Source organism: Pseudoalteromonas shioyasakiensis (assembly GCF_001550135.1).
GTDB lineage: Bacteria > Pseudomonadota > Gammaproteobacteria > Enterobacterales > Alteromonadaceae > Pseudoalteromonas > Pseudoalteromonas shioyasakiensis.
In genome coordinates, this window is record NZ_LRUE01000024.1 from 68,158 (window position 1) to 92,093 (window position 23,936).

Annotated in this window: 20 protein-coding genes and 1 pseudogene; 12 read left to right on the forward strand and 9 right to left on the reverse strand. The window is 42.5% G+C overall.

Going from position 1 to position 23,936, the window contains the following annotated elements:
- Nucleotides 1-137: 137 nt before the first annotated feature.
- Nucleotides 138-1,022, forward strand: a complete 885-nt coding sequence (gene cyoE / locus PASHI_RS19185; protein ID WP_062566718.1) for a heme o synthase — start codon at nucleotides 138-140, stop codon at nucleotides 1,020-1,022.
- Nucleotides 1,023-1,103: 81 nt separating this feature from the next.
- On the opposite strand, the gene PASHI_RS19190 is transcribed toward cyoE, so the two are convergent.
- The 3 genes from PASHI_RS19190 to ettA all read right to left on the reverse strand — a co-directional run bounded on the left by PASHI_RS19190 (nucleotide 1,104) and on the right by ettA (nucleotide 4,220).
- Nucleotides 1,104-2,012 carry a histone deacetylase family protein gene (locus PASHI_RS19190; RefSeq protein ID WP_062566719.1) on the reverse strand — a complete coding sequence of 303 codons (909 nt, stop codon included), beginning with the start codon at nucleotides 2,010-2,012 and terminating at the stop codon, nucleotides 1,104-1,106.
- A 53-nt stretch (nucleotides 2,013-2,065) separates the two neighbouring features.
- A complete protein-coding gene (locus PASHI_RS19195) occupies nucleotides 2,066-2,431 on the reverse strand; it encodes a PilZ domain-containing protein (RefSeq protein WP_058586492.1) in 366 nt (121 codons plus the stop codon).
- 115 nt (nucleotides 2,432-2,546) lie between these two features.
- Nucleotides 2,547-4,220, reverse strand: coding sequence for an energy-dependent translational throttle protein EttA (ettA, locus tag PASHI_RS19200; protein WP_054562291.1), 1,674 nt, complete (start codon nucleotides 4,218-4,220; stop codon nucleotides 2,547-2,549).
- 462 nt (nucleotides 4,221-4,682) lie between these two features.
- On the opposite strand from ettA, the gene PASHI_RS19205 reads away from it, so the two are divergent.
- The 4 genes from PASHI_RS19205 (at nucleotide 4,683) to PASHI_RS19220 (ending at nucleotide 10,711) form a co-directional block, all read left to right on the forward strand.
- On the forward strand, nucleotides 4,683-5,630 hold the full coding sequence (locus PASHI_RS19205; protein ID WP_062566720.1) for a homoserine O-succinyltransferase: 948 nt from the start codon (nucleotides 4,683-4,685) through the stop codon (nucleotides 5,628-5,630).
- The gene (locus PASHI_RS19210) at nucleotides 5,620-6,687 is read left to right on the forward strand and encodes a homocysteine S-methyltransferase family protein (RefSeq protein ID WP_062566721.1); all 1,068 of its coding nucleotides are present in this window, start codon (nucleotides 5,620-5,622) and stop codon (nucleotides 6,685-6,687) included. Before PASHI_RS19205 ends, PASHI_RS19210 begins: the two co-directional genes overlap by 11 nt.
- A 9-nt stretch (nucleotides 6,688-6,696) precedes the next feature.
- Complete coding sequence (gene metH / locus PASHI_RS19215) at nucleotides 6,697-9,327, forward strand: methionine synthase (protein WP_062566722.1); 2,631 nt, start codon at nucleotides 6,697-6,699, stop codon at nucleotides 9,325-9,327.
- A 343-nt stretch (nucleotides 9,328-9,670) separates the two neighbouring features.
- A complete protein-coding gene (locus PASHI_RS19220) occupies nucleotides 9,671-10,711 on the forward strand; it encodes a GGDEF domain-containing protein (protein ID WP_062566723.1) in 1,041 nt (346 codons plus the stop codon).
- A gap of 40 nt (nucleotides 10,712-10,751) precedes the next feature.
- Here the strand turns inward: PASHI_RS19220 and PASHI_RS19225 are convergent, their stop codons facing one another.
- Both PASHI_RS19225 and PASHI_RS19230 read right to left on the reverse strand, forming a co-directional pair.
- Nucleotides 10,752-10,949 carry a CsbD family protein gene (locus PASHI_RS19225; protein WP_062566724.1) on the reverse strand — a complete coding sequence of 66 codons (198 nt, stop codon included), beginning with the start codon at nucleotides 10,947-10,949 and terminating at the stop codon, nucleotides 10,752-10,754.
- 196 nt (nucleotides 10,950-11,145) lie between these two features.
- Nucleotides 11,146-11,913: a substrate-binding periplasmic protein gene (locus tag PASHI_RS19230; RefSeq protein ID WP_062566725.1), complete on the reverse strand. Its 768-nt coding sequence runs from the start codon at nucleotides 11,911-11,913 to the stop codon at nucleotides 11,146-11,148.
- A 169-nt stretch (nucleotides 11,914-12,082) separates the two neighbouring features.
- Between PASHI_RS19230 and hrpB the strand changes: the two genes are divergently transcribed.
- Nucleotides 12,083-14,503 (forward strand): ATP-dependent helicase HrpB, encoded by a 2,421-nt coding sequence (gene hrpB, locus PASHI_RS19235; protein WP_062566726.1) that lies wholly within the window; start codon nucleotides 12,083-12,085, stop codon nucleotides 14,501-14,503.
- Between the two features lie 38 nt (nucleotides 14,504-14,541).
- Here hrpB and PASHI_RS19240 read toward each other — a convergent pair whose 3' ends face one another.
- The gene (locus tag PASHI_RS19240) at nucleotides 14,542-14,844 is read right to left on the reverse strand and encodes a helix-turn-helix domain-containing protein (protein ID WP_062566727.1); all 303 of its coding nucleotides are present in this window, start codon (nucleotides 14,842-14,844) and stop codon (nucleotides 14,542-14,544) included.
- Nucleotides 14,837-15,178 (reverse strand): annotated as a pseudogene (locus PASHI_RS19245) (type II toxin-antitoxin system RelE/ParE family toxin); the annotation flags it as partial. The gene PASHI_RS19240 and the pseudogene PASHI_RS19245, both read right to left, overlap by 8 nt.
- Nucleotides 15,179-15,449: 271 nt before the next feature.
- On the opposite strand from PASHI_RS19245, the gene PASHI_RS19250 reads away from it, so the two are divergent.
- Nucleotides 15,450-15,887 (forward strand): membrane-bound O-acyltransferase family protein, encoded by a 438-nt coding sequence (locus PASHI_RS19250; protein WP_062566729.1) that lies wholly within the window; start codon nucleotides 15,450-15,452, stop codon nucleotides 15,885-15,887.
- A gap of 4 nt (nucleotides 15,888-15,891) precedes the next feature.
- Here PASHI_RS19250 and PASHI_RS19255 read toward each other — a convergent pair whose 3' ends face one another.
- Together PASHI_RS19255 and PASHI_RS19260 are read right to left on the reverse strand one after the other, a co-directional pair.
- Nucleotides 15,892-16,983, reverse strand: coding sequence for an alkene reductase (locus PASHI_RS19255; protein ID WP_062566730.1), 1,092 nt, complete (start codon nucleotides 16,981-16,983; stop codon nucleotides 15,892-15,894).
- 98 nt (nucleotides 16,984-17,081) lie between these two features.
- Nucleotides 17,082-17,969, reverse strand: a complete 888-nt coding sequence (locus PASHI_RS19260; RefSeq protein WP_062566972.1) for a LysR substrate-binding domain-containing protein — start codon at nucleotides 17,967-17,969, stop codon at nucleotides 17,082-17,084.
- A gap of 109 nt (nucleotides 17,970-18,078) precedes the next feature.
- Between PASHI_RS19260 and PASHI_RS19265 the strand changes: the two genes are divergently transcribed.
- From PASHI_RS19265 to betA, 5 genes are all read left to right on the forward strand, one after another.
- The gene (locus PASHI_RS19265; protein WP_062566731.1) at nucleotides 18,079-19,260 is read left to right on the forward strand and encodes an MFS transporter; all 1,182 of its coding nucleotides are present in this window, start codon (nucleotides 18,079-18,081) and stop codon (nucleotides 19,258-19,260) included.
- Between the two features lie 88 nt (nucleotides 19,261-19,348).
- Nucleotides 19,349-19,816, forward strand: coding sequence for a nuclear transport factor 2 family protein (locus PASHI_RS19270; protein WP_062566732.1), 468 nt, complete (start codon nucleotides 19,349-19,351; stop codon nucleotides 19,814-19,816).
- A gap of 292 nt (nucleotides 19,817-20,108) precedes the next feature.
- On the forward strand, nucleotides 20,109-20,699 hold the full coding sequence (gene betI, locus PASHI_RS19275) for a transcriptional regulator BetI (RefSeq protein WP_055020667.1): 591 nt from the start codon (nucleotides 20,109-20,111) through the stop codon (nucleotides 20,697-20,699).
- Between the two features lies 1 nt (nucleotide 20,700).
- Nucleotides 20,701-22,164, forward strand: coding sequence for a betaine-aldehyde dehydrogenase (gene betB / locus PASHI_RS19280; RefSeq protein WP_062566733.1), 1,464 nt, complete (start codon nucleotides 20,701-20,703; stop codon nucleotides 22,162-22,164).
- Nucleotides 22,164-23,834: a choline dehydrogenase gene (gene betA, locus PASHI_RS19285; protein ID WP_062566734.1), complete on the forward strand. Its 1,671-nt coding sequence runs from the start codon at nucleotides 22,164-22,166 to the stop codon at nucleotides 23,832-23,834. The genes betB and betA overlap by 1 nt, the downstream gene beginning before the upstream one ends.
- Nucleotides 23,835-23,936: the final 102 nt, after the last annotated feature.

Sequence of the window (23,936 nt, forward strand, 5' to 3'; positions counted from 1 at the left end):
AATTACTTGGTAATTGGTAAAAGATTTACGAAAGGAGCTGGTTAGTCTGAGGTTGTGTCTCCAGTTCTCACAGTCTGTTACTAACTAGTTTCTTTCGTAATATTGCGTTTGTGCTGAAAATTAGAGGAGTCGAGGAAGTGTTTCGACGTTATTTAAATGTCACTAAACCTGGCATTATCATGGGCAATTTGATCTCTGTCGCGGGGGGATTCTTGCTAGCCTCTCGTGGTGATGTTGACCCATGGTTAATGATCGCAACCTTACTAGGGTTATCTTTAGTAGTGGCATCAGGATGCGCGATTAATAACGTAATTGATCGTGATATTGATGTTGCTATGGCGCGCACTCGCAAACGCGTCACAGTGACTGGCGAAATGTCAGCAAAGGCGGCTATGGCACATGGCATCGTGCTTGGTGTTATTGGTTTCGGATTATTAGCAGTGTATACCAACGTAGTGGCACTCTTATTTGCTACTTTTGGTTACGTCATCTACGTAGGTGTGTACAGCTTATACATGAAACGTCGTTCTGTGTACGGCACCTTTGTAGGAAGTTTATCTGGCGCAGTACCACCTGTAGTGGGTTATTGTGCCGTAACTGGGCAGTTTGATGCTGGTGCTGTGATTTTATTGGTTATGTTTAGTCTATGGCAAATGCCTCATTCATATGCAATTGCAATCTTTCGTTATAACGACTACCAAGCGGCCAGAATTCCCGTGTTACCAGTAGCTCAGGGGATCGAGAAGGCAAAGCATCACATTGTTTTATATATCGCCGTGTATGCGTTGGTTGTGATGTTATTAACCATTAGTGGTTATACAGGTTTAGCCTTTATGGCTGTAGCCTGTACAACGAGTTTTTGGTGGTTGCTAATGGCGCTTCGTGGCTATCGTCGCAATATTGACGTAAGCGGCTGGGCGCGCCAAGTGTTTGCTTTTTCAATTGTAAACATCACGGTTTTGAGCATAGCTATGGCTTTAGATTACCATTCGGTAGCTCCACAGCTACTTGTTTTAACTTAGAAAAAAGTTGCTAACATATCCCAATGTTACAGTAGCAAAGGCCCGGTTTTTTCTCCACCGGGCCTTTTTTCTTTGTTGTTTTTAAAATCGAGCAGCTTGCTCTACCACAATGCCATGACGAGCCGCTAAACGGCGATGGTCTTTATCATAACCACCCCCAATTACGGTTGCGACAGGTACATTGTGCTCAAGGCAACGTTTGAGAACTAAATGGTCCCGTTGTGCTATCCCTTGCCAGCTTATATCAAGTTTTCCTAAGCCATCTTGCTGCCACACATCTACACCTGCATCATAAAGCACTAAATCTGGGTTTAGGGTGTTTAATAAATAACTCAGCGTATCGTCAACAATGCCTAGGTATTCATTATCAGCGACATTCGGTGCTAAACCTATGTCTAAATCGCTGGCTGACTTTCGAAACGGAAAATTCTTTTCACAGTGAATAGAGCAGGTATAAGCATAGGGCTGATGCGCCAGCATTGCTGCAGTACCATCACCTTGATGAACATCTAGGTCAAAAATAAGTATATTGGTCACTTCACCACTTTTTATCAGGGTTTCGCTGGTAAAAGCGAGATCGTTTACCATGCAATAGCCTGAGCCAAAATCAGTATGGGCATGATGAGTGCCACCGGCTAAGTGACAAGCGATGCCATGTTTAAGTGCTAAACGTGCTGTTTGTAAGGTGCCTAGAGGCGCAGTAAAGGTACGTGCCATCAGCTCTTTTGACCAAGGTAAGCCAATACGGCGCATCGCTTTTTCATCTAAGCGGTTGTGCCAAAGGTCGTGGATATAGTTTTCGCAGTGCACTAATTCAAGAGGTTCAGGGCTGCCAAGCACTGGTTGAGTTAGGTTGTCATTTATTAATCCAAGGTTTTGCACATGCTCATATAAATAAGCAAACTTACTCATTACAAAGCGATGGTTAGGATCGAAACTAAACGAATAATTAGGATGATACACCAAGGGTAAGTGGGGATTTAACTGCATAGCTCATTGAATAGCTGAATTTGCTACAGCATAACGAATCTACCGACAAATGTTTACTCTGGTGTGTGAATTAAATGAGCTAACTCGCGATGTAATAATGCTTCGTCACCCAGATTGAGCTCAATCAATCGTTTTAAGTGAGTAATACTATCAATATCAATATGTTCGCAGCGAAGGCCTGCATGCTGATGCTCAACATGGCACAGCTCCACTTGCATTTTAATCTCGATAGTTGACTCTGGCAGGGTGAAGATTAAGTCAGCTTTACTATGAATAGGCACTAAAAATGAATCACTTTTAGTAATGAGCGCACCTTGTAAAGATAAATCAAGTAACTGACAGTGATAGTCGTTATCTTCGATACGAAGGATCGCAGGGCAAGAAAATAATACCCGCGAAAACTCTCTGCGTTCATTCATAGCTGTATCTCCCACTTTAGTTACTTAATGAGTATAGATCATAATGGAGTGAGTGATAGTAAAGCTTAATGCAACAAAAAAGCCCCTAAACAGGGGCTTTTTGAGTATCAGCTAATTAGCCAATTTTTTTGTATTTAATACGCTTTGGTTGTGCCGCTTCTGCGCCTAAGGTTTTCTTCAACCACTCTTCGTATTCTGTGTAGTTACCATCGAAGAAGTTAATTTGGCCTTCATCACGGTAATCAAGAATATGTGTAGCAATACGGTCAAGGAACCAACGGTCATGCGAGATACACATTACACAGCCAGGGAACTCTAAAATAGCGTTCTCAAGTGCACGTAGTGTTTCAACGTCTAGGTCATTGGTTGGCTCATCCAGTAGTAATACGTTACCACCTGCTTTTAATAGCTTAGCTAGGTGTAAACGGTTGCGCTCACCACCTGATAGGTCTTTAACGAATTTTTGTTGGTCGTTACCTTTGAAGTTAAAGCGGCCAACATAGGCACGGCTCGGGAATTCAAAGTTACCAATTTTTAATACGTCTTGGCCGTTAGAGATTTCTTGGAAAACAGTGTTGCTTTCGTCCATGTCGCCACGGAACTGATCAACCGTTGCAAGCTCAACTGTGTCACCAACAATGATCTCACCGCTATCAGGCGTTTCTTCACCACTTAGCATTTTGAATAGCGTTGATTTACCCGCACCATTGGCACCGATAATACCTACGATAGCGCCTTTCGGCATTGCAAAGTTTAAGTCATCGATTAATACACGGTCGCCAAAGCTCTTCTTCAGGCCTTTCACTTCGATAACTTGATCACCTAAGCGTGGACCCGGTGGAATGAATAGCTCATTCGTTTCGTTACGCTTTTGGTAATCGTTTTGCTGAAGCTCAGAGAACTGTGCCATACGTGCTTTAGACTTAGCTTGACGGCCTTTCGGGTTTGAACGAACCCATTCAAGTTCTTGCGCGATTGATTTTTGACGTGCTTTTTCAGATTTCTGTTCTTGTTGTAAACGTAAATCTTTTTGCTCAAGCCACGATGAGTAATTACCTTCCCAAGGAATACCTTCACCACGGTCAAGCTCTAAAATCCAACCTGCTACGTTATCTAAGAAGTAACGGTCGTGGGTTACAGCAACCACGGTACCTTCATAGTCGTGTAAGAAGCGCTCTAACCAAGCAACTGACTCAGCGTCTAAGTGGTTGGTAGGTTCGTCAAGAATAAGCATATCTGGTTTTTCAAGTAGTAAACGACAGATCGCAACACGGCGACGCTCACCACCCGAAAGGTGTTCAATTTTTGCATCCCAAGGTGGAAGGCGTAATGCATCAGCTGCACGCTCTAACACGTTGTCGATATTGTGACCATCGTGTGCTTGGATGATAGCTTCTAGTTCGCCTTGTTCTTTCGCAAGTGCATCGAAGTCAGCACCGTCCATTGCATACTCGTTGTATACTTCATCAAGGCGGTTTAGTGCATTTTTAACTTCGCTAACTGCTTCTTCTACTGTTTCGCGAACCGTTTTGCTTTCGTCTAGTACAGGTTCTTGCGGTAAGTAACCGATTTTAGTGCCTGGTTGAGGGCGAGCTTCACCTTCAAAGTCTTGGTCAACACCAGCCATAATGCGAAGTAACGTTGATTTACCTGCACCGTTTAGACCTAGCACACCAATTTTTGCGCCTGGGAAAAAGTGTAAAGAAATATCTTTTAAGATAGTGCGCTTAGGTGGCACAACCTTAGAAACTCGACTCATCGAGAATATAAACTTATCTGGTAACACCATGAAAGGAGCCTTCAATTTATAAGAAAAATTAACAGCGTATATTGTATACCCAAACCACCTCAAGGTGCGAGTTTCAGTTGGAATTAAAAGCGATTTAGGCAAGGCATTGATTGCAAACAATAGTGGTTCTATTGTTAAAATCAATAACGCAGTATAAATCGCTTTTAAACCAACCCTTTGGGCGCTTCACAGGCACTTACTCTCATCGTTGTTACTTTTTAAAAGGGACTGCCATTCTTGCAAAGTAACGCCTTGATATTAAGCACCTGTGAAACGCTGAATTCTGCATCTTGAGGAGGCTTGGGTATAGATGCTCTGTCGCGTATACGTCAACGAAACAGGCTTTTATGGACTTTGCTTTCAAACAAATAAAATTCATTTGGACATCTAAACATCTAGAGGTTGAAATTTCTAACTATCCGTTCATAATTAGCAGTCAGATAAGTATGCTCGGAGCCAGCTATGCCCATTACAGTAAAAGATGAATTGCCTGCCATTGCAAAGTTACGTCAAGAAAACGTGTTTGTAATGCCAAAAAGTCGTGCTAAAACGCAAGAAATCCGCCCAATGCGTTTGGCCATCTTAAACTTAATGCCAAACAAAGTTGAAACCGAAGTGCAGTTTATTCGCTTGTTAGCAAACTCACCGCTGCAAGTTAATGTTGAGCTGTTGCGCTTAGATACCCATCGCACCAGTAGTAACTCTGAACAGCACATGGATACGTTTTATCGTTATTTTTCAGAAGTGAAAGATAATAACTACGATGCCATGATCATAACAGGCGCGCCGCTTGCTCATTTAGAGTATGACGAAGTTGCTTACTGGGACGAACTAAAAGTTATTTTAGATTGGGCAGAGCAGCATGTTACGTCTACGCTGTTTTCGTGTTGGGCGGCCCATGCCGGTCTTTATCATCACTATGGCCTCAAACGTGATCTGAAACCAAACAAACTCAGTGGCGTATTTACCCATAAAAGCTATTTTGACCATGCAGCGCTGACGCGTGGCTTTGATGATACCTTTTTAGTGCCACATTCTCGTTATGGTCATATTGATATCGATAAGATTAATGCCTGCGAAGAGCTGGTAGTATTAGCCGGATCAGAGCGAGTTGGTGCCTACTTAATTAAAAATAAATCAGGTAGCCAAGTGTATATTACTGGCCATCCAGAGTACGATGCTCATACCTTAAAAGGGGAGTATTTACGCGACCAAGAAAAATCAGCGGATGCACCTAAGCCAGAAAATTACTTCCCTGACGATAACCCAGACAACGAACCGTCGAAAACGTGGCAAAGTCATGCCTTTTTATTGTTTTCGAATTGGTTAAACTATTATGTGTACCAAACTACACCGTATGATATTAACTTAGTTAGCCAAGATGTAAGGACTAACAACTATGCCGAGTAATGCAGTGAATAAACGCGAACAATTAACCGAGGCGCTAAAACAGCGAATTTTAATCCTCGATGGCGCGATGGGCACCATGATCCAAGAATATAAATTAGAAGAACAGGATTATCGCGGTGAGCGCTTTAAAGACTGGCATGTACTTATTAAAGGCAATAACGATTTATTAAGCCTAACTCAGCCAAAAATCATTGCTGATATTCATCGTGCTTACTTAGAAGCCGGTGCTGATATTATCGAAACCAACACCTTTAATGCCACGACTATTTCGATGGAAGATTACGATATGGCGAGCCTTAGCCGCGAAATCAACTTCGAGTCAGCGAAGCTTGCACGCAGCGTGTGTGATGAACTTGAAGCAAAGGATCCTAGCAAACCGCGTTATGTAGCCGGTGTACTTGGGCCAACGTCAAAAACCTGTTCTATTTCACCAGATGTAAATGACCCAGGTTATCGTAATATCAACTTTGATAAGCTGGTGGCTGCCTATGTTGAGTCTACACTGGCATTAATGGAAGGTGGTGCTGATCTTATTTTGATAGAAACCATCTTTGATACCCTTAATGCAAAAGCGGCTTCGTTCGCTGTAGAAGAAGCATTCGAGCAAGCTGGTCGTAGTTTACCTGTAATGATCTCAGGCACCATTACCGATGCCTCAGGCCGTACTTTATCAGGGCAAACCACAGAAGCATTTTATAACTCAATTCGCCATATTAAACCGCTATCAATCGGCCTTAACTGCGCCCTTGGTCCAGACTTACTGCGCCAGTATGTTGAAGAGTTATCGCGCGTTTGTGAAACCTTTACCTCGGTGCATCCAAATGCAGGTTTACCGAACGAGTTTGGCGAATATGATTTAGAAGCTCCTGAAATGGCCCAAGAAATTATTGATTGGGGCAAGTCTGGCTTTATCAACATTGTTGGTGGTTGTTGTGGCACCACACCGGCTCATATTAAGGCATTTGCGAAAGGCCTTGAAGGTGTTAAACCTCGCCAATTACCTGAGCTTGAAGTGCGTATGCGCTTATCGGGCCTTGAAGCGTGTAACTTAAACTAGGAAACCGACATGACTGACCAAATTGCTGTATTTACTAACGTCGGTGAGCGTACCAATGTAACAGGCTCGGCTAAGTTTAAGCGCTTGATCATGGAAGAAGATTACGAGACCGCTCTCGATGTTGCTCGTGAACAAGTAGAAAATGGCGCGCAAGTAATTGATATCAACATGGATGAAGCCATGTTGGACTCGAAAGCGGCGATGGTAAAGTTTTTAAACTTAATTGCCTCAGAGCCTGATATCTCAAAAGTACCTATCATGGTCGACTCATCTAAATGGGAAGTGATTGAAGCAGGCTTAAAGTGTATTCAAGGTAAGGCCATTGTTAACTCAATTTCACTTAAAGAAGGTGAAGAGCCGTTCATCCGCCAAGCTAAGTTAATTAAACGCTTTGGCGCTGCTGCGGTTGTAATGGCATTTGATGAAACCGGGCAAGCAGAAACTGCTGATCGTAAGTTCGAGATTTGTCAGCGTAGCTACAAAATACTCGTTGATGATATTGGCTTTCCGCCAGAAGATATTATTTTTGACCCGAACATTTTTGCTGTAGCAACGGGTATTGAAGAGCATGATAACTACGCTGTTGAGTTTATCGAAGGTACGCGCCGAATTAAGCAAGGCTTACCGCACTGTAAAGTGTCGGGTGGTGTATCGAATGTGTCGTTCTCGTTCCGAGGTAATAACCCAGTACGTGAAGCTATTCACTCTGTGTTTTTATACCACGCGATTAAAGCGGGTATGGACATGGGCATTGTAAATGCGGGCCAATTAGCGGTTTACGATGATATCCCTGAAGAGCTGCGCAAAGCTGTAGAAGATGTGATCCTCAATACCGATCCAGGTGCTGGTGAGCGACTTGTTGAACTTGCACCCAAATACTCAGGTATGGCGCAAGCAGAGAAAGTAGAAGATTTAGAGTGGCGTACTTGGCCTGTCGAAAAGCGCCTTGAACATGCGTTAGTAAAAGGCATTACCGAGTACATCGACGAAGATACCGAAGAGTGCCGTAAGAGCAAGGCTAAGCCTATCGAAGTGATCGAAGGCCCGCTGATGGACGGCATGAACGTAGTAGGTGACTTATTTGGCGCGGGTAAAATGTTCTTACCTCAGGTTGTTAAGTCTGCACGTGTAATGAAGCGCGCCGTTGCCTATCTTGACCCTTTCATTGAAGCCGAAAAAGAAGAGGGCGCAACCAATGGTAAAGTGGTTATGGCAACCGTTAAGGGCGACGTACACGACATTGGTAAGAATATAGTAGGCGTTGTACTGCAATGTAATAACTACGAGGTTATTGACCTTGGTGTGATGGTGCCGGCAGAGAAAATTTTGCAAACCGCCATTGACGAAAAAGCTGACATTATTGGTTTATCAGGGCTGATTACCCCATCACTTGATGAAATGGTGCATGTTGCGAAAGAAATGACTCGTCGTGGTTTTGAATTACCGTTACTAATTGGTGGTGCAACAACCTCTAAAGCGCATACTGCGGTTAAAATTGAGCCTCAGTATGATAAAGGTGTGGTTTATGTAAATAACGCCAGCCGCGCTGTAGGGGTGGTTTCTAATTTACTGTCGAAAGAGTTAAAGCCAGCATTTTTAGAGAAAACCAAGGCTGAGTATGAAAAAGTACGTGAACAACAAGCACGTAAAAAGCCGCGCTCAAAACCAGTTACTTTACAGCGTGCTCGCGACAACGCTGTAAAACTCGATTGGGACAACTACACGCCACCTGTACCGAAAAAGCTGGGTGTGACTGAGTTTAAAGATGTTTCGATTACGACGTTAAGACAGTACATCGACTGGACACCTTATTTCATGACGTGGTCAATCGCTGGTAAGTACCCACGTATTCTTGAAGATGAAATTGTAGGTGAACAGGCTAAAAGCTTATTCGCTGATGCCAACGCAATGCTTGATGAGCTTGAGCAATCAGGTGCGCTACAACCTCTAGGTGTCATTGGTTTATTCCCTGCAAACCGAGTAGGGGATGACATTGAGATTTACACCGATGAGTCACGTACAACGCTTTTAACTACATCGTGTCATTTACGTCAGCAAACTGAAAAAACCGACTTTGCTAACTATTGTTTAGCTGATTATATTGCGCCAAAAGGCACTCCTGATTACTTTGGTGCTTTTGCGGTTACTGGTGGTCTTGAAGAAGATGACCTTGCCGATGCCTTCGATGCTAAGCAAGATGATTATAATAAGATTATGGTTAAAGCCGTTGCAGACCGTTTAGCTGAGGCGTTTGCTGAGTACTTGCATGAGCAAGTGCGTAAAGAGTATTGGGGCTATGCGGTAGATGAAAATCTATCGAACGATGAACTTATTCGTGAAAACTACCAAGGTATTCGCCCAGCGCCAGGTTATCCTGCTTGTCCTGAACATACAGAGAAGAAGAAAATCTGGCAGTTACTTGATACCGAGCAGCGTATTGGCATGAAGCTAACAAGTTCATACGCAATGTGGCCGGGTGCGGCGGTTTCTGGTTGGTATTTCTCTCACCCTGAAGCTAAGTACTACGCAGTGGCGCAAATTCAAAAAGATCAGGTTGAAGATTACGCTAAGCGTACCAACATGACTCTTGCAGAAGCTGAGCGTTGGTTGTCGCCTAATTTGGGCTATGAACCAGAATAATAACCTTTAGTTACTAGCTTTTGTTTGAATTAAAAACGAGCCCCCAAATGGCTCGTTTTTTTATGCTTATTTTTTATCATACTTTTTTCTTTTTAATTGCTTTAATACTGGCAAATTCCTTCTATTTTAAATATTTGTGTTAAAGTTATACCAATTCGCTTAATAAAGTGGTCTATTTTGAGGCAATAAAACCTCGTTGATAACAAGGCAAAAATTTCGTTATTTAGTTGTTCTAAATCAGAAATTTTTAACGCAGGTAGCGACAGGTTTAATCCCTCAAAATGATTAAGTATTATTGCGGATTGGTATTGTTGAGATTGATCAAGAAATCTAAGGTGAAATTGTGATTGATACAGTGAATGCAAGTGACAAAGATAAAGCACGATTTTTACGTGTTTTTGCATTTATTGGTTCGATTACCTCGTTTTTAATGGCGATCACCAGCTATCAAGATGGTTACCATGCCCTTAGCTATTTATTAATTATTGGCGGTTTTGTGTTTGCCTCACCTTTCGTCATTAAAAATCGTGACGAAACCATCGCAGTACTTATGCTGTACGCCCTCTATTCGATGATGTGTTTTTTAATCGTCTCTGGGGGCAGCAATGGCACTGGGCCGTTATGGCTATTTATTGTATCTCCTGTGACATTTTTTATTCGTGGCTTAAAGCGCGGAGCATTTGATCTTATCTTGCTTGCCATTATTATTTCGGTGCTTTTCTATTTTACTGAGCAATTTGGTTATTACAGTTATTCGAGTCACTACTTTCCTACACGTGTCATGCTGTGTTTCTCGATTTTATGTATTTTGGCTGGCTTCTACGAATATTACCGCAATAAATACAGTTTGCAGTTAATGGAACAACTTAAGCTTAATCAAAAGCTTGCGCGTACTGATGCGATGACTGAACTCGCTAACCGTCGCTACGCAACTGAATGCTTGCAAGATAAGCGCTTTGGCGAAGGGGCTGTGTTCTTGCTGATGGATGTTGATAACTTTAAACAAATCAACGATACCTACGGTCATCAAGTGGGCGATGAGGTGCTAATATTTTTCGCTGATGTCTTTAAAGAAGTGTGCACAGAAGAAGATGTTATTTCCCGTTGGGGAGGCGAAGAGTTTCTAATTGTGATCCCAACAGGGCATGAGCTTAGAGCTAGAAAAGTCGCTGAAAAAATCCATAAGAAGCTCGCTGAAAAGCCATTTACGAGCGGCCAACATCGTTTTAATGTCACCTTAAGTATTGGCTTGTACGTGCGCGTTGCTGATGAGAGCATGGATCACTGTTTGAACATTGCCGATAAACGGCTTTACCGCGCTAAATCGCAAGGTAAAAATCAAACGGTTGCTGAAGTCGATTTAGCAAAGCATGAGCCTGCTTGATAAATAAAGCCGCAATTAGCGGCTTTATTGATTGCTCAAATTAATGGCTTTTTTCAAAGTCGCTGACTTCACGCTCAGCTTCTTCCTTAGATTTACCGTATTTTTGCTGAAGTTTACCAACCAGCTCTTTACGGCTACCTTCAATTTTATCTAAATCATCATCGGTAAGGTCACCCCATTTACGTTGTGCTTTACCTTTCAGCTCTTTCCAGTTGCCTTCTAAATGATCGCTGTTCATCATAATCTCCTTACTTTGTTAAACATTCATCTTAGTAAGAGCAATCGCTGTACCAATTTGGTGAAATTTATTAACTTATTGATTTATAGTTATTTTATGATTTTACATATAATGAGTGGAATTTATAAGTTTGCAATTACTACGTAGTTTTTAGAATCAGCCTGTAATATTTTCTGTTGCGCTAGTTTTTAGATACTTAGTGGCTCTTAGAGGTATAGCGATTGATTATCCGCGTGTATTCTTCAGTTGATTTTAGTTTACGTAAGTTCTCGTTAAACAGGTCTCTTAAGGCTTCGTCTCGAAATAAAAAGCCACTGGGGTTTTTGCCAAATAACGCAAATCGTTGCACAGGTTTAGAGACATCAATTTCGTTATTGATATTAATTAACGCTCGATAATAATCAAAAATTTTACCGTCCATCTGGATCACTTCGTAGCGCTCTCGATACAAAAGCTGTACTTGTGCAAGTTGATCATAGGTTTCTGCGTATTGTGGGTTTTCTTTGGCCATTACTTGATATTCTGGTGAGAGTAATTCTTTTGCACCTTGCCATGAAAGAACACTAAAGTGTTTTAATTGTGCGATAGAGCTAAGCTGCAGGTTTTGCTTGGCCAGACTAAAAGCAAAGTTCTCGTAGCTGTAAGCAATATCTGAAAAGTAACCGCTCATTTGATGGGTTTCGATAACTTTTTCATTAATATCAGACACAACATCAACTAAGTTCTCAGTATACAAAGGGATCCGCCTTGCATAGGGAACGTAGACAAAGTGTATTTGATAACCGTGAACACTGAGTGTTGCACGAAGTAAGTCAGGAATAATGCCTGTGTTGTCTTCAACCATGACCCAAGGGGGTAGTGTATTGCCAAGTGCAACCGTAATTTTTTGCTGACTAAATGCTTTTTGAAACGGGAAAACTAAAAGTAGCAAGGTGATTAAAATACGGGGGTAAATCCTGCACAAGTTAATTCCTTATTCTGATTTTTGTTTGGTCGTTTAATCAAGAATAAGTCTAAACTGGCAGAATGCAATGTTTTCACTTCTAAAGCCCGAGATAGAAAATAAGCCTATAGCCATCGCAATTTTTAGTTTTTTGATACAATGCGCGAAAAGAAAGTAAGAGATACCTAACGTGCTGCCAGTTCAAGATATTTATCAATCCCTGTTAACCACATTACAGAGTAACCCAATGGCCTTATTGCAAGCGCCACCAGGAGCGGGTAAATCGACATGGCTGCCTCTTACCCTAATGCGCGAAGGGCACTTTAAACGCATTGTTATGTTAGAGCCAAGACGACTCGCCGCACGCAATATTGCCCAGTATTTGGCAAGCCAGCAAAATGAAAAAGTTGGCGACAGTGTCGGCTTGCGCATTCGTGGCGAATCAAAAGTAAGTTCTGCAACTAAACTCGAAATTGTCACTGAAGGCATGCTGACGCGTATGTTGCAAAATGACCCAGAGCTTAGTGATGTAGACTTACTTATTTTTGATGAGTTTCACGAGCGCTCAATTGCCGCAGATACGGCTTTGGCATTTGCCCTCGAAACACAGGCGGCACTTCGCGATGATTTAAAAATCTTACTGATGTCGGCAACCTTAGATGGCGATCGTTACAGTGAGTTTTTCAGCTGTCCTATCATCTCATCACAAGGACGAAGCTACCCCATTGATGAAGTTTACATTCCACTTAAAGACGAAAGCCGCTGGCTTGATGACATACCTGCAGTAATAAAACAGGCGCTTAGTGAGCAAACGGGCAGTGCTTTAGTATTTTTGCCAGGGCAGCGTGAAATCATGCGCGTTCAGCAGTCTTTAAATGATTTAGGTGATAGCGTCGAAGTATTCAGCTTGTATGGTGAGCAAAATAAAAACGAGCAACAAGCTGCTATCGCGCCTGCTAAAAATGGTAAACGCAAAGTGGTATTAACCACCAATGTGGCTGAAACCAGTTTGACCATTGAAGGAATACGCATTGTGGTAGATAGCGGCAAACGCCGTGCTGCCAATTTCAATTTAAAAACCGGTGTTACAGAGCTTGTTACGCAAAGCATTTCTCGTTCTTCAGCCATACAGCGCGCTGGTCGTGCTGGGCGAATTGAGCCGGGGGTTGTGTATCGATTAGGTTCTAAACAAACCTTTGAGCGCCGTAACAGCCATGATGCGCCAGAAATTTTGACCAGTGATATTAGTCAGTTGTTATTAGAGGCAAAGCAGTGGGGGGCATCACTTGCTGAGCTTAGCTTACTCGACCCACCTAGTAGCCAGCAGATTAAACAAGCAACGGCACTTTTAAAAATGCTCGAAGCCATTGATGACAATGAAAAGCTGACACCCCTTGGCAGCCAAATGCTGAGCTATGGAGCCGATATTCGCCTCTCGCATATGCTCATTAAGGCAAAGCAACTAGAGCAGCACATGTCTGGTATTTATGTATTAGCGGGGTATTTAACTGCACTGCTTGAAAGCCGCATTAGTATGCCAGCTGATCTTAATTTGGCATTGCATAGCCAGCACAGCAAACCGCACCCAGTATTTAAGCAGCAATTAAATTATTGGCTATCGCGCTTGCAACTCAAGCCGGTTAATGAGCTTAAAACAGAGTACTTGTCGCTGCTGGTGGCACTTGCCTTTCCTGACCGCCTAGCCAAAAAGCGCGGTAATGGTTATTTACTTGCCAATGGTGCAGGCGCCGATTTAAGTGAGGAGTTTTGGCATAACGATGACTATATTGCCATTGCGCATATGGGCGGCCATAAGGGAAACCGTGTTTTTGCTGCTGTTGCCTTTATGCCAAGTGAGCTTGAAGATGAGCTTTCGCATTTATTTACTGAGCAAACTCGCTGCGAATACGATGAAAAAGCAGGGCGTTTTATTCATCAAGATGAGCTAAAGCTGGGTGCCATCACCATAGCGAGTCAGCCAAGTAAACAGCCCCTAGATAAGAGCGAGCGCACCAAAGCCTGGTTAAACTTATTTAGTAAGCAGGGCTTTTCGTTATTTAATGAACAGCCCGACAGTGAGCAATTACTTATTCGAATGAGCTTGGCAAGTAAGCTGTTACCAAAGTCATTCCCGCTTTTAAATCACGATGAATTAATTGCCTATAACCAATGGCTTGCACCTTATTTGGATGATATTAAAAACCTTGAACAATTAAAAAAGTTCAATTACAGCGAAGCGATTAAAAACTGTTTTGATTGGCAGCAGCAAAGCTTATTGAATGAATTGCTCCCCTTACGATTAACGGTGTCAAGTGGTTCAAATGTAAAAGTGACCTATCAGCTCGATGGTCCTGCGAAGCTCAGTGTGCGCATGCAAGAAGTGTATGGCATGACCAGCACGCCTTTGCTAGCCCAAGGTAAACTGCCATTATTAATGGAGCTATTATCACCAGCGAGGCGACCACTACAGCTAACTCAAGATTTAGCTAATTTTTGGCAAACAAGTTACCGCGATGTGCAAAAAGAAATGAAAGGGCGTTATCCAAAACATTTTTGGCCAGATAACCCCGCCACCAGCCAAGCGACTAATAAAGTAAAAAGTAAAATGTGATTTTAATGAAGTGAGTTTTACAGCGCTTTGGATTAGGCTTAAGCGATTACTTCTAACCCTTTTTGCTCTGCCAGAGTGAGCATTTTCAATGCAGCTCCACTTGGTGAGCTATCACCTTGCTCCCATTTTTTAACTAACTTGTCACTGACATTTAAGTATTGAGCAAAAACCGGTTGTGAGAGATTGTATTTCAGTCTTAAATTACGAACTTGTTCGGGGGTAAATTCATGAACACTTGTAAGGCATAATGCGTCAAATTTACGCATCGTCGTTTTGTCTATAACTCCTGACTTTTTTAATCCACTCGCTGTTTTGTGAACTGACTTTAATATGTCACTCATGATCATCACCTACAATTAAAAGTTCGCCATCATCGACTAGTTGTTCAAGTTCACTTTGGGAAAATCGAATAAACTCTTTTGCTAACTCTTTTAATGCTAATTTTTCTTTAGCGTTTATATTAGCTCTAGCGTTTTTAGCAAACACATAGAGAAAGAAATATTTATCACCAATTACCGCCCCGACAATAGTTCTATAGCCAGCTCTTTTTCCTTTACTGCCCATGGCTACGCGCTTTTTATAGACATTACCACCTAGGTCTGCATCGTAAAGGCCTGCTGACATCTCTCTGCAAGCGTTTATTAAATCAATATCAGACAAACTTCCTTTTTCTTGCGCGAAACAAAATCCTTTGTTTTATAAATCATAGTATACTCCATTAGGGTACACTTTCAATGTTCCACTCAGTAGCAAATCAATGATAATGGAGTTTTCATTGGTGTCCCTCTAATGTTGATAGCAGAAGTAATGGGTGATTACTAGTTATCTATCTGCGCAAAACCAATACGAATAAAATAAACCGTTACAATTTCTAGCCTTGTTTTGGTTTCTCTTTTGTAGGCTGTTTAGTAGTCTAATTGAGTCATTAGTAAAAAAGAGAAAGCCAGTGTCTGCAGCTATTACCCTTGCTCAATATGTTAAAAAACGAACAGGTGTGCCCCTTGGGCATAAAGATTCGCTGCGCAATATGCTGACACGTTCTCTAGGTGCTAGCTCGTTTTATCTGTTTTGGCGATATTGGAATCCGGTGTGGAGCTATTATTTATCTCGGTATGTAATGAAGCCTTGCAATGACATTATGCCGGTTTGGTGTGCGGTTGTTGTTACTTTTGCCGTCAGTGGGGCGCTGCACGATTTAGCGGTGAGTTTAGTGAAGTTAAAGCCACTATTCTTTTTTACTCCTTGGTTTACTGTGATGGGCGTGTTGGTATTAGTAAGCAAGTACAGCCAACTCCAGTTTAGCTCTGCTCCTTGGTGGTTAAGAGCGCTCGCCAACATCAGCTTTATTGTATTGAGCTATTTGTTGACGAGCCACCTTTTTTAGTGCGTTATTGCGTTGCTAAAGGGTAGTCAGTGTAGCCTTTAGCACCGCCTCCAAATAGGGTATCTGGATCATGCTGAGCAAGCTCAATGCCTTGTTCAATGCGCGCTGGCAGATCTGGGTTGGCAACAAACGGGCGACCAAAACCAATTAAATCAGCCCAGCCTGCGGCTATTGCTAGTTCTGCTTTCTCGCCAGTGTATTTACCTGCATAAATCATTAATCCAGCATAGTTTTCACGTAGCGCTTGCTTAAAACTTTGCTCCATTAAAGGCGCATCATCCCAATCAGCTTCGGCAATGTGCAAATAAGCAACGTTAAGGTCATTGAGTACTTTTGCTGCGCCAATATAGGTTTCAAATGGGTTATCATCGACCGTCCCATTGAGGGTTGTGAGTGGAGCAAGGCGTACGCCAATACGTTCAGCGCCAATTTCATCACAAACCGCTTGTGTCACTTGTTGTAAAAAGCGTAAGCGGTTTTCTAAACTGCCGCCGTATTTATCGGTGCGTTGGTTCGACTCTGAATCAATAAATTGATTAATTAAGTAACCATTAGCAGCGTGAAGTTCAATACCATCAAACCCTGCATCTACTGCATTACGAGCAGCTTGACGGTATTCGTTTATAACGTGTTTGATGTCGTCATGACTCATCGCACGTGGCTGTGCTGTGGCAACAAAGTCAGGTTTGTCATCTTCATCAATAAAAACTTTTACGTCTTTAGCTGCAATAGCAGATGGCGCAATTGGTTGCTCGCCACCTGTGTTACTTGGGTGAGAGACTCGGCCAACATGCCAAAGCTGAGCGAACATAACGCCACCAGCTTGATGAACTTTGTCGGTTACTTTCTTCCAACCTGCAATTTGCTCGGCAGTGTAAATACCTGGTGTCCAAGCATAACCCTTACCTAGGGCTGATATTTGTGTGCCTTCGCTGATAATTAAGCCGGCGCTGGCACGCTGTGCATAGTAGTCGGCCATTAACTCATTGGCGATATCACCGGGTTGTGATGAGCGAGAGCGGGTCATCGGTGGCATAACAATGCGGTTTTTTAAAGTATGACCGGCAAGTTGTACGGTATCGAATAATTTGTTCATTACGGATCCTTGAAAGCGAATATGCTTTCAGCATAACGAAAATCATTTATGAAATTAATGCCACTAATCACAAAACACTTTTGTTAAAAATGCAAAAACTAAAGCGTTAACCTTGGTGCTATAAAGTCTAAAAACGCTAATACTCGTGATGACACACCGCTGTTTTGGTAATACACCGCATGCACTTTTTCGCGGCGATTAGGGCTCAGTACCTCGCCTTCAAGCACTTTTACTAAACGGCCTGCTTTTAAATCTTCGTTGATCATAAATTCCGACAACAAGGTAATGCCATGACCTTGAATACAAAGCTGGCGCACAGTTTCACCACTTGATGCACTGATTGAAAATTTAAGATCTAAAGGCGTGGTTAGCGGCCAGTGATTTAAATGCGGCGCATCGGTAAAACCAATAAGCTGGTGCGAGGCTAAGTCGGTTAGCTCATTTAATGCTGGTGCCGCTTTTAAATAATCAGGGCTGGCAACGAGCTGTAGTTTGCTAATTCCCAAAGTGCGCGCATGCAAGTTTGAGTCAGCAAGTTCGCCAATACGAATAGCAATATCGGTTTTATGCTCAAGCAAATCGATAATGTTGTCGTGGCTGGTGATCTCAAGTTTTATGTCAGGATAAGCTTGGTTAAAGGCTTTTAAATGTGGCGCTAATTGGTGAAACACAAAAGGACTTGCGGCATCGACTCTTAATTTTCCTGATGGCGCACAGTGCAGAAGCTTTAAGGCCTCTTCGCCTTGTGCAAGCTGACTCAGTGCTTCTCTAGCATATCCTAAAAATAACTGACCTTCTTCGGTTAGCTCAATGCGCCTTGTAGTGCGGTTGAATAAGGTAACGTTTAAGGATTTTTCGAGCCGAGTTACCGCCCGTGATATTTTTGCTACTTGCTCATCTAATGCATTGGCTGCACTTGAGAACCCGCCGGTATCAACCACGCTAATAAATGCTTCTAAATCTTGGGTGTTGGAGATCACGCTCATGGTTTTACCTTTTCGTTTTTGACAAAAGTATTTTGTCACTACTGCTATTTTTGCAAATTTAATTTTAGCCACAATAGCCGCACTTTCAAAATTAAACAGAGGATATGTGATGCCAATAGCATTACTTGCGTTAACTCTCAGTGCGTTTGCCATAGGCACCACTGAGTTTGTGATTGTCGGCTTAGTGCCAACCATCGCTGATGATTTAGCGGTTTCGTTACCGAGTGCCGGACTACTTGTTAGCTTGTACGCATTAGGGGTTGCGGTGGGGGCGCCAGTATTAACCGCGCTTACCGGACGCTGGAATCGAAAACATGTATTACTTAGCTTAATGAGCCTATTTGTAATTGGTAATTTACTGGCTTGGCAAGCACCTAGTTATGGTAGCTTGATCACCGCAAGGATTCTAACAGGCCTTGCCCATGGGGTGTTTTTCTCAATTGGTTCAACGATCGCTACTGGGCTTGTCAGTAAAGATAAAGAAGCCAGTGCCATTGCGATTATGTTTACGGGGTTAACGGTTGCATTAGTAACCGGTGTGCCATTAGGGACTTGGATTGGTCAGCACTTTGGTTGGCGAGCGACCTTTTTAGTATTGTCTTTACTGGGCTTAATTGCACTGGTTGGTAGCGCGTTTTTAATTCCGAGCAACTTAAAGCAAAGTAAACCAGCGACTTTGGGTGAGCAGCTAAAAGTAATGGTGCAACCTAGGCTTTTACTGGTGTACTTGATGACCATACTTGGTTATGGCGGCACATTTACTGCCTTTACCTATTTAGCGCCTATTTTAGAGCAGCAAACTGGATTTGCATCAGCCATTATTAGCTTAATCATGCTGGTATATGGGGTATCGGTTGCTGTTGGCAATATTTACGGCGGTAAGTTAGCTGATAAAAAAGGCCCCATTAGTGCGCTGACTATTATCTTTAGTGCTTTAAGTATTGTGCTGTTAGTGCTGACCTTTACCATGCAATCTAAAGTCGCTGCGGTACTGACCATACTTGTATGGGGGGCATTTGCGTTTGGTAATGTGCCTGGGCTGCAAGTTTATGTGGTTAAACTTGCCGAAAAGTTCACACCCAATGCCGTCGATGTGGCATCAGGGTTGAACATTGCAGCGTTTAATATCGGGATTGCGCTAGGTTCAGTGTTAGGTGGTGTTGTCGTTGAAAACTACTCATTGCAAGACACTGCTTGGATTGGCGCTATCATCAGTTTAGCTGCGTTAATTGCAACACGATACAGCGGTTATTTGGATAAACGCGAGACCCCAAAGCCACAAACAGCTTAAACTAAAATATTGATAGTTCGGGGCTTTGTCGTTATTTTAGGTTCGTAGTTTGATTATTAGTCAATAACTAAAACCACAAGGAATAACGATGAAGCACCTTTATTTTCTGGCTATTTGCCTGTTGAGCACATTTAGCAGCCAAGCAAAGCAAGTTAATCCAGAGCTTACAGCATTAGCACAGCAGTACTTTAATACCATGGTTGCAACACAAGCACCGAATGCCACCAACAAAGAGTTAGAAGCCTTTTTAGCTTTATTAACTGACGATGTAGCAAATCAACACTTACCTTATCAAACAGATGATTCTAGAGAGCCAGATGGCAAAGCGATGATGCGTAAAGGCATGACCTTTTACCTTGGGGCACACACTGAATACCAAGCAAACTTACTCGATACCTTTATTTTTAATGATTCTGCCATTGCTTTACGTTATACCCATCACGCTAAAGGTATACATCCACAAAACCAGCAAGAAATTGAATACACGCAAACCATTATGGATGTGCTCGAAATCGAAGATGGCAAGATAGCGGTGATTCGTAAATACCACGAATGAGCTTAGCTTAACTTTTAGCCTAACATGAGCGCTTTTTAAGCGCTTTTTTATTAAAAATACGCCTGCAATAAATTTTCTCTTTTTTCCGCATTTCAGCTTAAATTCATACTTTTTAGGCTTTATTTTGAATAAATTTAAAACTTTTTTATATTTCTGATAATAAACGTAAGAACAGTGGGTTAGCTTAACTTACGTGTGTAGCTTTGCGGTTGTTTACAATTTGTCAACCTTGAATTGCCATGCTCATTACCTTAACCTTTATTTTAATTGAACGTTCAATCAATAAAAAATTATGCCGAAAGTTGGAATGGAACCTGTTCGTCGTCAGCAGTTAATTGACGCCACAATAGAGTCGGTTGCAGAGCTTGGTTTGCAAGGCACTACCATAAATAGCATTAGTAAAAAGGCAGGCTTATCGTCTGGCATTATCAGTCATTATTTTGGTGGTAAGCAGGGCTTAATTGAAGCCACTGTGCGTTATTTATTGACCAGCTTAAAGCAAGCACTTTTGAATCAAGTAACGCCACAAACTAGTCCAGAGCAACGATTAATGTTTATCGTTGAAGCAAACTTTTCGCGTATTCAGCAGCAAAGCAACAACACCAAAACTTGGTTGAGCTTTTGGGCGCATTCAATGCACGACGCCCAGTTGCATCGCTTACAAAACGTAAATAGTAAACGTTTATTTAGTAACTTATTAAGCTCATTCAAACAGTTAATGAGCGATAGCGATGCCAATTTAGCTGCTGAGCTAAGTGCAGCCATGATCGATGGTTTATGGCTAAGAGCCGTATTAAGTAAGTCAGACCAAGATCAATTCGAAAATTGTGAGCGATTAGCTAAAGACTACATTCGTTCACTGATAAAACAGTATGGAGCCTAAAATGACCACACCTGTTTACGAAAATTTTATTAATGGCCATTTTTTAAAGAATCAAACTGGCGATACCTTTGCAGTTAAGAATCCTGCAACGGATGAAGTGATTTATCACGTTGAAATCGCTGATGAGTTTATTCAAAACGCGGCAATCGAAAGCGCAAAACAAGGGTTTGCAGCATGGTCTGCAATGACGCCAATTGAGCGTAGCCGTATTTTATTAAAAGCCGTGGCAATCTTACGCGAACGTAACGATGAACTGGCAAAAGTAGAAGTACTTGATACGGGTAAGCCTTGGCAAGAAGCCGAGTGTGTCGATGTTGAAACTGGCGCCGATGTTATCGAATATTTTGCTGGTCTTGCTCCTGCGCAAGTGGGTCAGCAACAAATGGTTGGCAATGACTTTTACTACACACGTAAAGAGCCTTTAGGTATTTGTGCAGGTATTGGTGCATGGAACTATCCACTGCAAATTGCGTGTTGGAAATCAGGCCCAGCACTGGCTGCGGGTAATGCGGTTATTTTCAAGCCTTCTGAAGAAACACCACTTGGTGCAATTAAACTTGCAGAGATTTTCATCGAAGCGGGTGTACCTGCTGGCGTATTCAACGTTGTGCAAGGCGCTGCTGAAGTAGGGCAATGGTTAACAACAAACCCAAATATTGAAAAAGTGTCTTTCACTGGTGAAGTGGGCACAGGCAAAAAAGTGATGGCAAGCGCTGCTGGCTCACTTAAAGATGTGACCATGGAGCTTGGCGGTAAGTCACCGTTATTAGTATTTGATGATGCCGATGTATCACAAGCTGTTAGTGCGGCAATGTTAGGTAATTTTTATACGCAAGGCGAAATCTGCACTAACTGTACGCGCATTTATGTGCATAAAAATGTTTATCAGCAGTTTATTGATGAGCTGAAAACACGCACTGAGCAAAATATTATCGCTGGCGATCCAATGGATCCTGAGGTGAATTTAGGGGCGCTTATCTCTAAAAAACACCAAGAGCTTGTACTTGGCTATATCGATAAAGGTATTCAAGAAGGCGCAACCTTACTAACCGGCGGTAAGGCACTATCACCAGCATCTGCGCCAAACGGCTACTTTGTGGAACCGACCGTTTTTGTCGACTGTAAAGACGACATGACCATAGTTAAAGAAGAGATCTTTGGCCCGGTAATGAGCGTGTTGGTGTTTGATGATGAAGATGACGTTATTCAGCGTGCAAACGATACCCACCTAGGCTTAGCCGCAGGCGTGTTCACTAAAGATATTCAGCGCGCACACCGCGTGATCCACCAATTACAAGCCGGTATTTGTTGGATAAACAGCTATGGTAATTCACCTGCAGAAATGCCAGTAGGTGGCTACAAGCAATCAGGTATCGGCCGTGAAAACGGTATCGAAACTTTAGATCACTATACCCAAACTAAATCGATTTATGTGGGTATGAGCAATATAGAGAGTCCATTTTAATGAGTACACAGAACTATGATTACATCATAGTCGGTGCTGGCTCAGCAGGCTGCGTGTTGGCAAACCGACTATCAGCAGACCCTTCTAATAAGGTGTTATTACTTGAAACGGGTGGTAGCGATAAAAGCATTTTTATAAAGATGCCTACCGCGCTATCAATCCCGATGAATACCGACAAATATGCATGGCAATTTCATACTGAGCCAGAGCCATATTTAGATAACCGTCAGATGCACTGCCCGCGAGGTAAGGTGTTAGGTGGCTCATCATCGATTAACGGCATGGTCTATGTACGTGGTCATGCCAAAGATTTTGATGAGTGGCAGCAACACGGCGCTAATGGTTGGGATTATCAAGCATGTTTACCGTACTTTAAACGTGCGGAATCATTCTACTTAGGTGGTAACAGTTACCGTGGCGATAACGGCCCTTTAGGGGTTAATAACGGTAATGAAATGGCTAACCCGCTTTATAAAGCCTTTATCAAAGCGGGCCAACAAGCAGGTTATGCGCAAACTGATGACTACAATGCAGCCCAGCAAGAAGGTTTTGGGCCAATGCATATGACAGTTAAAGATGGCGTAAGAAGCTCTGCTAGCCGTGAGTATCTAGACCCAGTTAAGTCACGTAAAAACTTAACGCTAGTCACCGGTGCTTTAGCGGAAAAAGTTTTGCTAGAAGGCAAAAAAGCCGTTGGTGTTGAGTTTTCAGTATCTGGCTCTAAGCAGCAAGCATTTGCAGCAAAAGACGTTATTTTAAGTGCGGGCCCAATTGGTTCACCGCATATTCTGCAATTATCAGGTATTGGTGATAAAGACATCCTGAGCGAAGCGGGGGTTGAGGTTAAACATCACTTACCAGGTGTTGGCCAAAACTTACAAGATCACTTGGAGTTTTACTTCCAATATAAGTGTAAGCAACCAATTACTTTAAACGGCAAATTAGGCCTTGTTTCAAAAGGGCTAATTGGTGCTCGTTGGTTATTAAATCGCTCAGGTTTAGGGGCGACTAACCATTTTGAATCATGTGCATTTATTCGCTCAAAACCGGGTGTTGAATGGCCAGATATTCAGTATCACTTTTTACCAGCAGCCATTCGTTATGACGGTAAGAGTGCCTTTGATGGTCATGGTTTCCAAGTTCATGTTGGGCATAACAAACCAAAAAGCCGTGGTGCAGTAACGATTAAGTCAGCGGATCCACAGGTTGCGCCTAAGATCCAATTTAACTACTTACAGCATCAAGATGACATTGAAGGCTTTAGAGCTTGCGTACGTCTAACTCGCGAGATTATTGAGCAAAGTGCGTTTGATGAATATCGCGATGGTGAAATTCAACCCGGTAAAGATGTTCAAAGCGATGAAGAAATCGATGCTTTTGTTCGTCAAGCGGTTGAGAGTGCTTACCATCCGTCATGTTCGTGCAAGATGGGTGAAGATGAGATGGCCGTGGTTAACTCGCAAACTCAAGTACACGGTATCGAAGGTTTACGGGTTGTGGATTCATCTATCTTCCCAACCGTTCCAAACGGTAATTTAAATGCGCCAACCATTATGGTGGCAGAAAAAGCGGCGGACCACATTTTAGGTAAGCCTGTGTTATCGGCATCAACTGCAGATGTTGCCATGGAAAAACAATGGCAATCAACGCAGCGTAGTTCGGAGATCTAATAAGGCCACCCGCAGTTTCGGCTGTGGGGCTTGCAGTGGCGCGCATCACGAGTTGTTTGTGGTGCGTTAATGCGAGGAATAAAACTGGAGAAACAATGAAGT